General features: G+C 36.6%; 14 protein-coding genes. 8 read left to right on the plus strand and 6 right to left on the minus strand.

Annotated elements, in window-relative coordinates:
• Positions 1–118: 118 nt before the first annotated feature.
• Positions 119–361 (minus strand): hypothetical protein, encoded by a 243-nt coding sequence (locus BFL47_RS19820; protein WP_170827328.1) that lies wholly within the window; start codon positions 359–361, stop codon positions 119–121.
• Positions 362–1,702: 1,341 nt separating this feature from the next.
• On the opposite strand from BFL47_RS19820, the gene BFL47_RS14140 reads away from it, so the two are divergent.
• From BFL47_RS14140 to BFL47_RS20585, 4 genes are all read left to right on the plus strand, one after another.
• Positions 1,703–3,574: a CocE/NonD family hydrolase gene (locus BFL47_RS14140; RefSeq protein WP_069660512.1), complete on the plus strand. Its 1,872-nt coding sequence runs from the start codon at positions 1,703–1,705 to the stop codon at positions 3,572–3,574.
• 52 nt (positions 3,575–3,626) lie between these two features.
• On the plus strand, positions 3,627–4,415 hold the full coding sequence (locus tag BFL47_RS14145) for a carbon-nitrogen hydrolase family protein (RefSeq protein ID WP_069660452.1): 789 nt from the start codon (positions 3,627–3,629) through the stop codon (positions 4,413–4,415).
• A gap of 71 nt (positions 4,416–4,486) precedes the next feature.
• Complete coding sequence (locus BFL47_RS20580; RefSeq protein WP_449371655.1) at positions 4,487–5,050, plus strand: hypothetical protein; 564 nt, start codon at positions 4,487–4,489, stop codon at positions 5,048–5,050.
• A gap of 17 nt (positions 5,051–5,067) precedes the next feature.
• Complete coding sequence (locus BFL47_RS20585) at positions 5,068–5,469, plus strand: transposase (RefSeq protein WP_449371656.1); 402 nt, start codon at positions 5,068–5,070, stop codon at positions 5,467–5,469.
• A 598-nt stretch (positions 5,470–6,067) separates the two neighbouring features.
• Here BFL47_RS20585 and BFL47_RS14155 read toward each other — a convergent pair.
• The 3 genes from BFL47_RS14155 to BFL47_RS14165 all read right to left on the minus strand — a co-directional run bounded on the left by BFL47_RS14155 (position 6,068) and on the right by BFL47_RS14165 (position 9,895).
• Positions 6,068–6,574 carry a 3'-5' exonuclease gene (locus BFL47_RS14155; RefSeq protein ID WP_083257195.1) on the minus strand — a complete coding sequence of 169 codons (507 nt, stop codon included), beginning with the start codon at positions 6,572–6,574 and terminating at the stop codon, positions 6,068–6,070.
• 120 nt (positions 6,575–6,694) lie between these two features.
• Positions 6,695–7,714: a helix-turn-helix transcriptional regulator gene (locus BFL47_RS14160; protein ID WP_069660453.1), complete on the minus strand. Its 1,020-nt coding sequence runs from the start codon at positions 7,712–7,714 to the stop codon at positions 6,695–6,697.
• A gap of 591 nt (positions 7,715–8,305) precedes the next feature.
• Complete coding sequence (locus BFL47_RS14165) at positions 8,306–9,895, minus strand: oleate hydratase (RefSeq protein WP_069660454.1); 1,590 nt, start codon at positions 9,893–9,895, stop codon at positions 8,306–8,308.
• 247 nt (positions 9,896–10,142) lie between these two features.
• Here BFL47_RS14165 and BFL47_RS14170 point away from each other — a divergent pair, with 247 nt between their 5' ends.
• The 4 genes from BFL47_RS14170 to BFL47_RS14185 all read left to right on the plus strand — a co-directional run bounded on the left by BFL47_RS14170 (position 10,143) and on the right by BFL47_RS14185 (position 12,702).
• On the plus strand, positions 10,143–10,604 hold the full coding sequence (locus BFL47_RS14170) for a hypothetical protein (RefSeq protein ID WP_069660455.1): 462 nt from the start codon (positions 10,143–10,145) through the stop codon (positions 10,602–10,604).
• A 241-nt stretch (positions 10,605–10,845) separates the two neighbouring features.
• The gene (locus BFL47_RS14175; RefSeq protein WP_069660456.1) at positions 10,846–11,187 is read left to right on the plus strand and encodes a cyclic-phosphate processing receiver domain-containing protein; all 342 of its coding nucleotides are present in this window, start codon (positions 10,846–10,848) and stop codon (positions 11,185–11,187) included.
• Between the two features lie 4 nt (positions 11,188–11,191).
• The gene (locus BFL47_RS14180) at positions 11,192–12,145 is read left to right on the plus strand and encodes a helix-turn-helix transcriptional regulator (RefSeq protein WP_069660457.1); all 954 of its coding nucleotides are present in this window, start codon (positions 11,192–11,194) and stop codon (positions 12,143–12,145) included.
• A gap of 59 nt (positions 12,146–12,204) precedes the next feature.
• The gene (locus BFL47_RS14185) at positions 12,205–12,702 is read left to right on the plus strand and encodes a DinB family protein (protein WP_069660458.1); all 498 of its coding nucleotides are present in this window, start codon (positions 12,205–12,207) and stop codon (positions 12,700–12,702) included.
• A 50-nt stretch (positions 12,703–12,752) separates the two neighbouring features.
• Here the strand turns inward: BFL47_RS14185 and BFL47_RS14190 are convergent, their stop codons facing one another.
• Positions 12,753–13,586, minus strand: coding sequence for a DUF4249 domain-containing protein (locus tag BFL47_RS14190; protein WP_069660459.1), 834 nt, complete (start codon positions 13,584–13,586; stop codon positions 12,753–12,755).
• A gap of 10 nt (positions 13,587–13,596) precedes the next feature.
• Positions 13,597–15,960 carry a TonB-dependent receptor gene (locus BFL47_RS14195; protein WP_069660460.1) on the minus strand — a complete coding sequence of 788 codons (2,364 nt, stop codon included), beginning with the start codon at positions 15,958–15,960 and terminating at the stop codon, positions 13,597–13,599.
• Between the last annotated feature and the right edge of the window lie 5 nt (positions 15,961–15,965).

Here is a 15,965-nt window from a genome sequence, read left to right on the forward strand (position 1 = left end):
CCCATCGCGGTGCGGCTGTTTATATTTCAATCTAAGCTTTTACGCTTTTGAATTATTTCAATCTTTTTGTTTTCTCTTAAGGGTTATCCTTAGTTTCAAACGTTTCATTTACTTTGCTTTAAGCCTTGCGCTTGCAGCGTTTTGTTATCCCCGATTTGGGATTGCAAAGGTAAGAAGCTTTTTCATATTTGCAAGAAAAAAATGATTTTCTTTTTTGCTCCTCTTTCCTTCTCTCTTCATCTTCCGCTCTGCCTCGCGCTTTGCTTTTCCCCATTCGATTTGGGATTGCAAAAGTGCGCATTCTATCCCAGTCCTGCAAGTTTTTCGCAGTCTTTTGAACAGGATAAACAAAAACTTTCACTTAGACTTTGACAAACAACTATTTACGATCAATATTTTTCTGAAATTGATTCAGAAAAACCGAAAAGAATAAAATTATCCTTTTATTTAAATTAAACAAACCACTCTTTATCTTAAATAAACCGCAGATAAAATTAAGGAATCATTATTCATCAGAAAATTATTGTGCTTTCTGTAATATGCTCTAAAAAGCTATTCAGCGAAACCTTCCCTGAATTAACAATCCTTACTTTTTCTAGTAAAACTACTTCACACCTATCCACATCAGAATTGTTTCTATTCCGGGAGGAGCAATTGACAGTATAATCATATAGCGCAGCCTGGCACAAACACAATATATAAGATTTAATTTTTGATGCGTTTATAACTCAATAAAGAAAAAATATACAATCATCCACCCTGCTACAACAAGTTTAGCATGTGATGTAAGGCCATTCAAATTGAATCTATTAGCGAAATAGCCCTTAATTTATTTTCTAATTGGAAATTAAACGCAACTGGTTATATTAGACTGTTTTTAATCTAAACCCAATTCAATTTAACCTAAACCTTAACAGTATGGAAAATCCTTCAGATCAAATCGAGCCCACTGGTATTAATTTTGACAGCGTATGCATTGATAATTTAAGAAGAACACGTAAATGGACTAAATTTTTATCCTTATTGGGATTATTTATGTTAGTTATTATGTTGATCATTTTTTTAATAACAACAATTCCAAGTTTAATGTCAAACGGAAAATATTTGTCCTTATCAATCCTACCAATGCTATTAATAGCTGTAATTTACTTTTTCCCATTATATTATTTATTTCAATTTTCTAGGTATTCAAAACTCGCAATTACTCATCATGACACAAAAAATCTATCTATCTCAATTAAATATTTACGAATGCACTATACATTTTTGGGAATCTTAGTCATTATAATGATGCTATTATACAGCGCAATAGCTGTTGCACTAATTATATCTGGCAAGAATTTTTTTCACTTTTAACGTTTAAAAGGATATAAGTAAAGATCGGCTATAATCTTGCTGTTTAATTACGGAGAATGAAACACAAGCAGATATAAACTGCTTCAATAATAAATATGGATACTACATACCATTAATTCTTGATCGTAGGGAAGACCAATTAGTGCGGAACTTTGACAGTTAAAACCAGTATATTTTAAATAGATTGGCTTTAACTATATATCTGGATCAAAAAAAGTTATTTTATCTAAGTAATCACATTAAAAGGATTAAAACAATCCTTTTAATGTGATTACTTAGTATCCAATAGGGTATATTTATTACTCAAAACTTATATTTGCCATTTTAATAGCAAATCATGATACAAATGCATACAAAAAAGACCTTAATCCTGTTTTTTTCGCTCCTTATCTCCTATCAACTAGCTGCTCAGCAAACAGATTCAGCTTATGTAAGAGAAAACTACACAAAAACAGAACGCCAGATCCCTATGCGCGATGGCATCAAACTTTTCACATCCATTTATATCCCCAAAGACCTAAGCAAAAAATATCCTTTTTTAATTAATCGGACACCTTATACCGTTGCTCCTTACGGAGATGGAAAATATAAAACCAGTCTGGGTAATTTCCCGGCAATGATGAAGGAAGGATTTATATTTGTATACCAGGACGTCAGAGGTAAATGGATGAGTGAAGGTAATTTCGATGATGTCAGGCCTCAGGTCGCTAACAAGAAAAACAAAAAAGATATTGATGAAAGCTCAGATACCTATGATACCATAGACTGGCTAGTTAAAAACATAAAGAATAATAATGGCAAAGCAGGCATATACGGCATTTCCTATCCTGGGTTTTATTCCACAGCATCTTTGCCAAACGCCCACCCAGCGCTTAAAGCAGTTTCCCCGCAAGCCCCAGTAACCGATTGGTTCATGGGTGATGATTTTCACCATAATGGTGTTTTATTTTTAACCGATGCCTTTGGCTTCATGTCTACGTTCGGAGTTCCCCGTTTAAAGCCCATTACAGTGGAAAAAGGACCTAAAGGCTTCCAGTATTCCATTACAGATAATTATAGTTTTTTTCTCAAATCAGGTAGCGTTAAAGACTTGAAGGAAAAGTATTTTGCAGATAGCATCCAATTCTGGAACAATTTGTTTGCTCATCCTAATCTGGATACATTTTGGAAAGCAAGGAATATTCAGCCTTATTTAACGGAAGTTAAACCAGCCGTGATGGTTGTAGGCGGCTTTTTTGATGCCGAAGATGCTTACGGAACTTTCGCTACCTATAAATCCATCGAGAAACAAAACCCAGGCACCAACAATATTCTGGTTATGGGACCATGGTTTCATGGCGGTTGGGTACGCAGCGATGGAAGCAGTTTTGGCGATATTGAATTCGGTCAGCCAACAAGCACCTATTACCAGGAAAAATTTGAACTCCCCTTCTTTAAACATTACTTAAAAGGTCAAGGTGATTTTAATCCTGCAGAAGCAACCATATTTGTAACCGGGAGTAACGAATGGAAAAAGTTCAATACCTGGCCACCGAAGGATACAGAAGACAAAAACCTATATTTACACCCGAATGGTATGCTCAGCTTTGAAAAAGAAGCACGAACAGCTAGTTGGGATGAGTATGTAAGTGATCCAGCGAGCCCCGTACCCTACCAGGAAGGTGTACAACAAAGACGTACACGTGAATATATGATCGATGACCAGCGCTTTGCTGCTCGTCGTCCGGACGTAAAAACCTATCAAACCCCGATCTTAACAGAAGATATTACGTTAACCGGTCCGGTTTTAGCTAACCTTGTAGTATCTACAACAGGTACAGATGCTGATTATGTTGTTAAGCTGATTGATGTATATCCTGAAGATACCCCTAATCCCGTTCCTAACCCCAAAGACTTAGTGATGGGTGGATATCAAATGTTGATTCGCGGAGAAATTATGCGCGGTAAATACCGTAACAGTTTCGAAAATCCTGAGGCATTCATACCCGGACAAATTACAAAGGTTCATTACACACTGCCCGATGTAGCTCATACCTTTAAAAAAGGACATAGTATCATGATTCAAATTCAAAATTCATGGTTCCCAATAGCCGATCGAAACCCTCAAAAATTTATGAATATCTACGAGGCAGAAGCTAAGGATTTCCAAAAAGCCACCCATCGAATTTACCATGATACATCTAATAGTTCTTACATAACCGTCTCTGTACTTAAATAAAAGCATACTTCATTTAGCCGAATATTCATGAAGGCAAGCAAATAACACTATTATGAAAGTAGCAATAGCATCTCCGCCATTTCCCAAATCTATCTGGGACGGTTTACAATGGGTTGAAAAACTAATTATTGAAGCAGCCGACAAACAAGCTGAAATAATCTGCTTCCCTGAATCCTATATTCCGGGCTATTCAGGGCTAGACTATAAGGTAGAAGAACATTCACAAGAAAAGCTAGTATCAGCCTTAAATGAAGTACGTAAGATGGCTGCTGCAAATTCCATATCTGTTATCATACCTATGGATTGGTATCATCCAAAAGGGCTTTTAAATGTAGCCCATGTCATTTCAAATACCGGAGAAATACTAGGTTATCAGACCAAAAACCAGTTGGATCCTACTGAAGACAATATATGGATCCCAGGTACTGAACGCAGTATTTTTGAAGTCAATGGTGTTAAATTTGGTATTACAATCTGCCATGCAGGATTTCGATATCCAGAATCGGTAAGATGGGCAGCGCAACGTGAGGCTAAAATTGTATTTCATCCGCACTGTGCTGGTAGCGATATTCAAGGAGTAAAACTTACAGAGTGGGGCAATAAAGACAATCCTTATTATGAAAAAGCAATGATGATGCGGGCATTAGAAAATACCATTTACTTTGCTAGTTCTAATTACGCATTTCAATACCCTGAATCAGCCAGCTCATTAATTGGCCCTCATGGAACTTGTATAGCCCACGAAACTTACGGCAAAACAGGAGTAATTGTAGCTGACATTGATCTTGATCTTGCTACAGGCTCCCTGGCAAAAAGGTTTAAGAAGAAGCTGTATGTTTAAATAATGGTCAAGTCCCTGATTAAATTAACTTAATTTATAACGTGTTGTGCGATTAAAAAAAAGAAAAGAAAATGGATAAAAAAGTTATGCATAATACTGAAAATCAGTATCTTAAAGAGGAATTACAACCAAGTAAATTACTCTTTATGCACAACCTTTCGACTAATTTCAATCAATTTTTAGAAATAACCAAATCTGTTTTTAAATCCTCTATCAATCAGGACAATAACTTTCGATTTTATCCCAGAAAACCAAAACTATCTGATTGTGAGATTATTGCCTTGGTGTTGACTGCTGAAGCTTTAGGCATTGACTCAGAAAATTACTTGTTTGGCAAGCTTAAGCACGATTATTCAGCTGAATTCCCACGGTTGATACATCGCTGCAATTTTAACCGGAGAAGAAAAGTAATCTTTCCCTGGTTGCAGCAGCTCAATGAACACCTGGCCAGGCAAATGAACGAAGGTGAAAATGTATTTATTGTGGATTCTATTCCTATTCCAATCTGTAAAATCGTTCGGGAGAAATCCTCTAAGATATGCAGGGAAAACTTTGATACGGCTCCTGATAAAGGATATTCCGCAGTCAACAAGGCTTGGTATTTTGGATATAAACTCCATCTGGTTAATCTGTAAAAGGGGTATTCTACTCTATGGACATTAGTAAAGCAAGCGTACATGACATCCATTATCTGAATGACATAAAGCACTCTGGATTAAATAATTGCACACTAATTGGCGACAGGGGCTATTTATCCAAAACCAGCCAGTTAGATTTATTCAATACAGTTGAAATTCAGTTAAAGACTCCTATGCGTAATAATCAAAAAGACAAACAGCCATTTGAGCCTGTATTTAGGAAATGCAGAAAAAGGATTGAGACCTTATTCGCTCAGCTATGTGACCAGTTCATGCTCAAGAGAAATTATGCTAAATCTTTGAAGGGGTTAGCGATGAGAATATTTGCCAAACTTGCCGCAGTTACTTGCTTACAGTCTATCAATATTAAAAACAACAAGCCAATTAATCAGCTTAAATATGCCCTCGCTTTTTAATCGCACAACACGTTAATTTATATCAATGTTTGTTTGATTTCCCGATTACAGATAGATGTATATCATTTAGGAATATGTACTAAGATTCGTCTTGATTTAGACTAAAAATTTCTTCATTTTAAACAAAGCGGCTAAGAAATGCGAAGAAATCAACATTTTGCTAAACATTTGCAATTGGCATCATATTTGTAGTTATGAATGTGGTTTATAATTGGTTAATATGAGCACCTGCCCATCAGGTGTTTTCTTTTAAACTTTCAATTTAATCATCCAAGTAAATTTCCAACCCATATTTCTTAATCCTTTAAACATTGTATATTCAGCTTTTAATAATGCTGCCATCTTTTTATCATGCTGTGTAACTGGTATTACCTCTTAATTGGCTTAGGAATACGGTTCACAAGCAAAGGAATGCTATATAATATCCAGGGCTCATCAGCAGTAGGAATCTTTAACTTAAATGGCAAGAACAAAACGGTCTTAATTGGCAGCAATGATCCGACTACAAAATTTTATCAAAAAAAATATCACGCAGAAAACGAGCAATCCCCACGAATGAGCCAATGGCTCCCCGTTCTGACAGAATGTGAAATATCTTTTACAGAGGTATGCCAGACAAGATATTATTTTTCTTATTATGAATGATAAACAACTCTGCACACGCCATAGCGTCAGATAAAGCATCATGATGCTGAAGCTTTATTCCATATTTATTACATACTAAATTTAACTTTTGTCCATAGATTTTATAGGTGCAGTACGAATTAAATCCAGGAATTGCTAAACGGTAATACATCAAAGTTTGCTGTAAACAACTTACGTCAAATGAACTATTATGCGCCACAATATTCTGATTGCAAATGAAGGGAGCTATGGAAGGCCAGATCTGATCAAAAGAAGGGGAATGACGTGTCATTTCAGAACTTATTCCATGAATCTGAGTATTGAAGTAAGAGTAAGAGTTATCAGGAGGTTTAACCAATAACACGATCTTTCGGGTGATTATCCCTTGCTCAACTCTAACCAGGCCAACCTGACAAATGCTATTCCTTTTTCCTTGAGCAGTTTCGAAATCTATTGCAGTAAAAGTGTTGATCGAATTCATTTATATTTAAGAGAGATTAGTAAGAAGCTTAAGATGAAGTATTCTCTTTTTGTGACTCAAGCAGATTTAAAGTAAAATCATTGAATTGTAAGTATACCAACTTTAAATTAAATACGCCTCTCAATTAAAAACTACACCTGCTTTTTTAATCCTACTTTTTATCGATTTTCTTAATGAGGCCGGTTCAAGCACCTCTACTTCATCTGCAAAACTCATTATTAGCGATTCCAATTCATAGTTAAGCGTCAGTCGAAGCCTTATTATAATATATTTTGCAGTTTCCGCTATTACCAGTTGGCTTTCATGTAATGGTTGACTTTTAATATAAGGAAGCTTCGATTGGTTAAAGCGCAGTTTGATTTCTACAGGTTTAGCATTATGGAATATGGTAATACCAATAGTATCCTTAAAATATACATCAGGATCGGGCTTGTGTTGTTCATCATACTGAATATCAGCTAACACCTCAAAATTTCTGATTCTGTCTAAAGCAAAGGTTTGAATTTCCTTGTATTGATCATTCATTCCCAGCACGTACCAGCGATTACGATATTCCTTAAGTAGGTAAGGATGAAAAGGATGATTTCTTTCTGTCTGATCCAATCCGAAACGCAAATAAGTAATTTTGATCACCTGTTTTTTAATAATCGCATCCATCAATGGCTCAATAATGTCACTCCCCGAACTTTCAGGAATATTTTCGAATGCCACAATAGATTGAACCTTTTCATACTTATTTAGATGAACCTTCTGTTCCAACCGGTCTATTAGTGACTCAATTCCACGAAAAAATACTGCTCCTTTATATGTTTTCAACATCTTTACAACAGCCGAAACATTGATTATATCCTTATTCGTCAACGAAACATTATTGATACTGAAGGTCTTATCCGAATAATAATACTTTCCATTCTTAACCTCAATAGGTGCATTAAACTCCAGTTTATCACTTCGCATTCTTCTGATATCCTCTTGAATAGTACGCTTACTTATGGTGTCCCTATTTGGATTTCCTCCTTTCTCTATCAGATCTTGAGTGCATCGTTCAGCAAGGTAATCGAGGGTGCAACCATGAGTATACTCTTGCAAACAAGTATTTATAGAATGGTATCGTAATAAGGCATCAAAGTTTTTAGGCATAATTCTAATCGTTAGCCGATTTAGTCCCGTAAATATATCATTACTGGAAGCCCACAGGAAAACATTTAAAATGATCCTCGTCACTCTTTGATTATATCTCTAGCTACCAACGTCCCTACACAATAAAAAAACAGTATGGCAAAAAAATAATAGTAGGACGGGTTCTTGATATTTGTAGATTCATTAACTAATACGCAGATAAGTAAAAACAATGCAACAGTTAAAAAGCTAATTAGAACTTTCTTCATTCTTTTTTTAATTTAGATTAGCAACAAAGATGCTAGCGAGGTATGCAGGGTATCTGCATATTTAAAAAAAAGTTTAAAAAAGTTGTAAATAAAGCTTAATGATCTGAAATTCTCTTATACCCCCTTGAGGACTGAGTTAAGCATGTACTGGGCGACAATTTAACTTTGCTCAGTCATTAGCGATCAAAAAGCCTCCTCGAGGAGTACGTCAAGCATGACCTGGGTGACAATCATACTTGTTTATCACAATATGGCTTATAATTGGTTAACATGAGCACTTGCTCATCAGGTATTTTCTTCGAACCTTCTCTCAATCATAACCAACAATTTCTTACAATCTCAATTATCTAAACGCCGTGTATACCGCTTTTAATAATACCGCCAGATTTTTATTATGTGGTGTAACCGGAATGACTTTTCTATCAATACCCAATAATGTATAAACTGCTATCTTTGCTGCACGAACTGAATACTCTTCAGTAAACACCATATCATCTGCAATTTCAACAAACTGACTATGAAAAGCAAGATTAGTAGAGCCTTTAGGCACGACTAATGGCCTGTCACTCTTAGCTCGGGGCTGAAACAAAGCATCAACATAAGGCATCATTACCGGAATCACATTGATTACAGTATCCTTGATTTCTGTTTCATAAGCCTCAAAATGAAGATGATGGATAAGTTCCGTCAAAATCTCCTCCCCAGTACAATCAATCATAGGTTTTTTAATATAGTCTCCTATTTTATCCGGATACAATCCATATCCCCATAAAATAGTAGTATCCTCAAGTTGTGCTGCAAAATGAGGTTGCGCAGAAACAACAATGGACATCAGCCAGCTGGAGTCGACGAAACTCATCAATGCTCCGCTTCCAGGTTTATTATTAGAGAAATCCTCTATCAGCTTCAGCATTTTATTATCCTTAAAAGTAGCTGTGAAAGAGTACCATTTAGTTTCATCCGGCTTACCAAAAAAAGGTGCGGGATTTCCCAAGCCAGGTTTCTTCCTGGAGATGTTACTCCATAAAACACCCGAAACAGGCTCATTAGGCAAGTACCTGGCCGGAGTATGATAATTACCTAAATTCGCATTATCGGTAATACAGCCATTCGTCACCATACAAAGATCTCCTTTCTTTAAAACAAAGGATCCTGAATTCCCCTCTGCAGCCGTATAACGGATGGCGCTGACTGTAATGGCATCCCCCGGTATAAAGTCTAAATCCGTTACGGTACACCTCAACAAATAATCTATATTAAACTGTTCCAAATGTTTTTTTATAGGCAATATGATCGATTCATATTGATTATAAGGCGTCCTGGTCACACCTGCTAAAGTTTCAATGCGTGAAAATTCACGAATCATTCTGTTCATATACCGTTTCAGTTCAAGAAGACTCGACCACTTCTGAAAAGCAAAAGTCGTCTGCCACATGTACCAAAAGTTAGTAGTGAAGAAATGATCATCAAACCACTCCTTGATCGTCCGGTTCTCAAGCTCTTTCTCATCCATCCGCATCAATTTCAACAATCTTAAACGATCCCTGTTATCAAAGCCCATCGAATGAACATCTAGAATTTTACCTACTTTATTAATAAGCCGAGCATTAGCATGAGTCGGGTTAGCATGATCAAATGCCAATACCTCATCTTTTACCGAAATATGAGGCACATTCAAGGAAGGGATCCGGCTAAGCAGCTCCCAAAGATTTTCATAAGTCTCCTCATTTAGCATCCTCCCCCCACGGCATACAAAACCATCTTGTTTAGTGCCAGAACCATCATTACTCCCACCAAGAATAGGCAAGGCTTCTATAATGTGAATGTTCTCTCCCTTAAATCCAGCATCCTCTATCAAATATAAGGCACCAGCTAAAGAACCTAAACCACCTCCAACGAAATAAGCTTGTTTGTTTTTATTGTTTTCATTCATGATTTTAAACGTTTTGTTTAATAAAACCATCTTGCTGCCTGTCCATTAATCTGGTGCAGCTATTTGAACGCATCAATAATGACTGGGAGAGTCGGGAGAATGCTAATATGATAGCATAAACGGGCTTGTGGTATATTAACTTAACTACCAGGATCTACTAATTGTTTCTCCCTATCTAAAACAGAAACATAAACAAGTGATTTACAAGATAAAGATTTTATTTTTACGCTATTTATCCATAAAAATTATGAAATATCAAAATACTCAAATAGGATGGTTTATAATGGTCATCTTTCTATTAATCCCTGTTCATTTAACTTATGCGTACTTTGCTCAAATAGGCAATAACCCTTTGTCTTTTCCAGCATATCTTGCTTTATCCATACTATTTATTCTAATCATTTTATGCTTTTATAAATTGCAAGTAAAAGTAGATCAATCAGGAATTCACGTAATTTTCGGAATAGGGTTAATTCATATTAATATTACACCTGAAAAAGTTTATCAGGTTCGGGTCGTACATACGCCTTGGTATTATGGTTTAGGAATAAGGTTCACCAGCAAAGGAATGTTGTATAATATCCAGGGCTCATCTGCAGTAGAGATATCCTATTTAGATGGCAAGAAGAAAACAGTCTTAATTGGCAGCAATGATCCGACTGCGTTGAAAGATTTTATCAAAGAAAAGTATCTGGTGGAAAATGAGTGATTCAGTAAAGAGATTAAAACTAAGTATTCTTTGTTTATCATCATCAATTTATACATCTCTGGAAACAATGCAAGGTTAAAAAGCTAATTAGAGCTTTCTTCATTCTTTCATTATTTTTAATTCGCAACAATGATGAAAGCAAAGTATGCAGGGCATCTGCATATTAAGAAAAAAGCTAAAAAACTTTTATAAAAGGATTAATAACTAGGAATAAACAAAATAAATCCGATACTTACCAAAAATGGGATATAAACTTTTTCTTGATGACCTACGATCTGTAAATATGGTTTATAAAGACCTCAGCGATCATGATTTTATTATAGTAAGAAGCTATCTCGATTTTGTAAATTATATATCCGAAAACGGCCTTCCCGATTTCATTAGTTTTGATAATGATCTCGGCGAAGATGAATTACAATGCCTGCTTCCTGATGGTTATGCTTGTGCTAAATGGTTGGTTTATGATAGAGAATTCGATCTCAGAAACTTAAAGTTCAACGTCCATTCAGCCAATCCTGTAGCAAAAGTGCAAATTGAATCATTACTGAATAATTATCAAAAATTTCTAAAGAACGAGGAGTAAATCTATGAACAGGATCGACCGCCTTTCCGCAATTCTTATTCAGTTACAGTCGCGTAAAAACACAAGGGCGCAGGATGTTGCCAACCGTTACCAAATCAGTTTGCGCACCGTTTACCGGGATATCCGTTCACTCGAAGAAGCCGGAGTGCCCATTATTGGTGAAGCCGGAAGAGGTTATTCCCTTGCTGATGGTTATCGCCTCCCTCCTCTTATGTTTACACGCGAAGAAGCAACGGCTTTCATTACAGCAGAGAAACTGGTAATTTCCTTAACCGATCAGGAAAACAGTAAATCTTACACACTTGCTATGGATAAGATTAGGGCAGTGCTTAAACGAACCGACAAGGATTACCTGGAAGATCTGGACACACGAATAAAAGTAATTAAAAGCAAACGGGATCCTGAGTTCAAAGAACACGCTAACCCACTTCAGATAATACTGCAAGCTATTGCGGATAAAAAGGTGATGCGAATGACTTATTACGCCTATTACCGGCAGGAACAAACATTAAGGTTAGTGGAGCCCATAGGCGTTTTTTATCTGGATAACTACTGGCACCTGATTGCTTATTGCAGGGAAAGAAAAGCCTGCCGTGATTTTCGCTTTGATCGCATAAAAAGTATCGAAATAACAAACGAATGTTATCAAGACGTTCATATCAGTCTGGAAAACTACCTCATTGATCAGTATAAGGAATATTCAGTAATAGAAATTACCCTTCTTGTTGATCAGGAGGCATCATTTCATTTGGGTGAACAAAAATATTACCAGGGATATGTTTCTGAAAAACAAACTTCAAAAGGCGTAGAAATGAAGTTTATGACTCTATCTCCTGAAGGATTTTGCCGCTGGTATCTGTCTATCGCAGATTGTGCCATTATCCTTCAACCCGATTCCATTAAGAAAAAAGCACAGCTATTATTTAATACCATTAAAAAAAATATTAATTTTATTTAGCACTGCTGACATAGGGCTGTCACAGGACTGTTGTTTATTTGTGTATAAACAAAAACAAAATGTCGATAGTAACAAATTTTTTAGAAGAACTTGAACAGGAATCTGTAGTAACCCGTAAGATGCTGAAAATAATCCCTGCGGATAAATACGAATGGCAACCACATGTAAAAAGCATGACCATCAAACAGCTTTCCTCACATATTGCTGATCTAACCAACTGGATTCCTTTAGCCTTTGATACGGATGAACTGGACTTTGCAAAAGTGCCTTATTCGCCTGCACCATGGAATAACAATGAAGAGCTACTTGATCTCTTTGAACATTCTTTTGCAAATGCTAAAGCAAAACTTGAAAATGCCAAGGATGAGGATCTTTCAACCGAATGGATCTTAAGAAATGGGGAACAAATTTTAGAGAAACTAACAAAGGGTGGACTTATTCGTATCGCACTAAGCCAGACGATTCATCACCGTGCTCAGCTGGGTGTATATCTCCGTTTACTGGATATCCCAATCCCCGGTTCGTATGGCCCAAGTGCTGATGATCAGAATTTTTAACTGAATAAAATACCACCTCCCTTTTCCAAGAGGTGGTATTTTATCAGATCTTACTCAACCTTTCTTTCCACTGATTCCACTAGTGAAGTGCCAAAATAGCCTGTCACATTTCTTGAACTTTCGGTCAGCTTTTGTACATTAGCACGTGAATTAGTTAGAGGAGAAGCAAAAATCCCACCACTCTGAAGTTGAGTGCTTAAGTCAGCCCAAAAGTCAAAAGCACCCCGAGTCAGTGACCATACTTCTGCTTTTATTACATCATCCTTTACAAACGGCGTATCTATCTGAAGTTCGGTTTCGCTAATATAATTCCCATCAACAAACTCGTCTGAAAAAAAATTAATATCATTTGCTTTATTTAGATAAGTATTGTTTCGATAAAGTTTAACCAGCATATAGTCCCCCTCTCCTGGTAGCTCCTGTCCGTAAATAAATGGATAATAACCAGCATCTTCATGAACAATAGATTTTTCTTCGTACTTAATTCGAATAGAATCAGGAGCCATAGAGATCCGTGGCATTTTAGAAATTACTTCATAACTTCCTTCTGAACATAGTATTCGCAAGGTATACGTTCTACCTTCTACTCCCTTCAAATTTGCTATTTCATATTTACCCGGACTTACTTCTTTAAGCACTTCCTTATTACCAGCGTCATCATTAAGGGTCAAAGTGGCATTAGTTACAGGTGGATAGCTGTTTTTTTCTGCCAATGTTTTTGTCAAATACAATTTAACATATTGATTTCCGGGAAGATTTGTAAGCCAGCCTTCCACAACAAGCGCCGGAGTACCTTCATTTGTTTTAAAATCTATTGTATCTTCGCATGAGGAAAACAGGAGCGAAGAGAAGAACATCACTATTAATAAGTTTACTATTTTCATGGTATGTGTATTAAAATTTAAAATTCCAGGTTACTGATGGTATTACGGATCCAAACATTGAAAAGCGAATTGTTTCCAGATCAGCTGGTCGATCTTCAACCTGACGGGGGTAAACAGAAAATGCGTTTTTACGGTTCAGTGCGTTAAATAAGGATACGACCCATTCACTTGTAAATTTTCGACCTGGTATCACTTTCTTTTTAAAAGTTGCTGATACGTCGAGTCGATGGTAATCAGGGATCCTGTAATTGTTTCGAAAATTCCCTGAATTATACTGAACCGGCAAGCCATCAAACTCAAACCTTCCATCAGGTAGTGTAGTGGGCACTCCGGTGGCGTAGCTATAGGTACCAGAGAGTAGAATTCTTGGTTTCAACTGGTATACCGCAACCACAGAAAGTGCATGTGTTTTGTCATACTTAGCCGGATAAAACGCAGCATTATTAATTCCTTCAATTTGTCTTTCCGTTTTGCTGAATGTATAGCTTACCCAGCCATTCAGTCGTCCGCTATTTTTCTTTAGGTAAAACTCCGAACCATAGGCACGCCCTTTCCCGAACAACATGTCGCCTGGCAAATCCTCATTTAATAAGGTTTCAGCTCCATCAATAAAATCGATCTGATTATTCAACTTTCTGTAATAAACCTCTGCCGATGCTTCATATTTATCATTAAAGAAGTTGCGGAAATAACCTGTTGATACCTGATCTGCGGTCTCGGGTTTAACATTATAAGAACTGGGAGTCCAAATATCAAGTGGACTTGACGAAATGGTATTCGAAATTAAATGAAGATTTTGAGATGTACGGCTGTAAGATGCTTTAATTGAGGCATCTTCCCCTGTTTTTATCTTCATGGATAACCGAGGCTGTAAATTTTGGTACCATTTGATGGTTGCCCAGTCATCAAAAACCTTTTGATTTACGGGCAATTTACGTTCACCAGTAACTCCTTCATAGTCACTCACTAGAGTTGTTCCTTTGGCTAGATTTTGAAATGCAGTATATCTTAAGCCGTACTCCACGGAGAAAACATTAGATATTTCCAATTCATGATCCCAATATAAGCTATATTCAGCAGCACGATTTCCGGGCATCTCTATAGTATTAAAAATGGAATTATCACTTTGAGGTGTAGCCTTTCCAGGACGGAAATCGTGAAGACTAGCTTCTATCCCAAAATAAACGGTACTTTTTGAATTCTGATACCAACTATAGGCGTTCTTAAGCGTGTAATCAACAATAGATGCATCCCAATTAAAACTAGTTGCAGGATTCTCCATTGCACCTAAGCGATATTTATAATCTGAATAAATCAGACTTGTATTTGAAAAAAGGCGCGGACTGTAAATATGATTCCATCTAACTGTACCTGTTCCGTTTGCCCACTGAAGAAGAAATCTATTTGCAGCTTCAATTTTATCCTTTCCAAAATAACCTGAAACAAAAAGACGGTCATTATCTGACAAAGCGAAGTTCAGTTTAGCGCTCAAATCATAAAAATAGATAGAATTATCACGAATACTCGGGTCTGATGATTGTTTGGTAAGAACATCCGTATAGGAACGCCTTGCACTAACAATCATAGAACTTTTATCTTTCTTTAACGGACCTTCTGCAGTGAAACGGCTTGCTATAAGCCCTAATCCACCTGCAAAGTTCCATTCTTTATTATTTCCATCCTTCATCCGTGTATCCAGAACAGAAGAAAGGCGCCCTCCAAATCTAGCCGGCATCTCGGTTTTATATAGAGAAGCCTCTTTTATCGCATCAGGATTGGCAACAGAAAAGAGGTTAAACAAGTGTGAAGTAAAATAAAGAGGCGCCTCATCAAGCAAAACAAGGTTCTGATCGACTCCTCCACCTCTTACATTAAATCCTGATGCTCCATCACCAACTGTACTGACTCCAGGAAGGAGTTGGAAAGAGCGGATTAAATCAGCTTCCCCAAGAAAAGCAGGCAGTTGTTTTACTTCAACCATGGAAAGAGGAGCCACATTAACAGGTCTGCTTACATTATCCCGTTTTGAAACTGAGCTAATTATAACTTCATCCATCACATTTGAAGCAGGCATTAGATTAATATTTAAAGAAGTATCTCTTTTCAAAGTAAGATTCATTTCCATCCTCTCATATCCTACATAAGAGAACCATACTTTGTATGTACCTGGGCGAATACTTAATGAATAGAATCCATAACTATTTGCTGGAGCCTTAGCAGCAATACCAACAATAGATACCACCGCACCAGTAAGACTTTCGCCACTTACACCATCTTTAAGATAACCGCTTAAGGTAATGCTCTTTTGCGCAATCGCTGTTGTTTGCATTGATAATATAAGCAATGCCAAGTAGAACAGTTTAAGAATTTTCATAATTT

Source organism: Arcticibacter eurypsychrophilus (assembly GCF_001730525.1).
Lineage (GTDB): Bacteria > Bacteroidota > Bacteroidia > Sphingobacteriales > Sphingobacteriaceae > Arcticibacter > Arcticibacter eurypsychrophilus.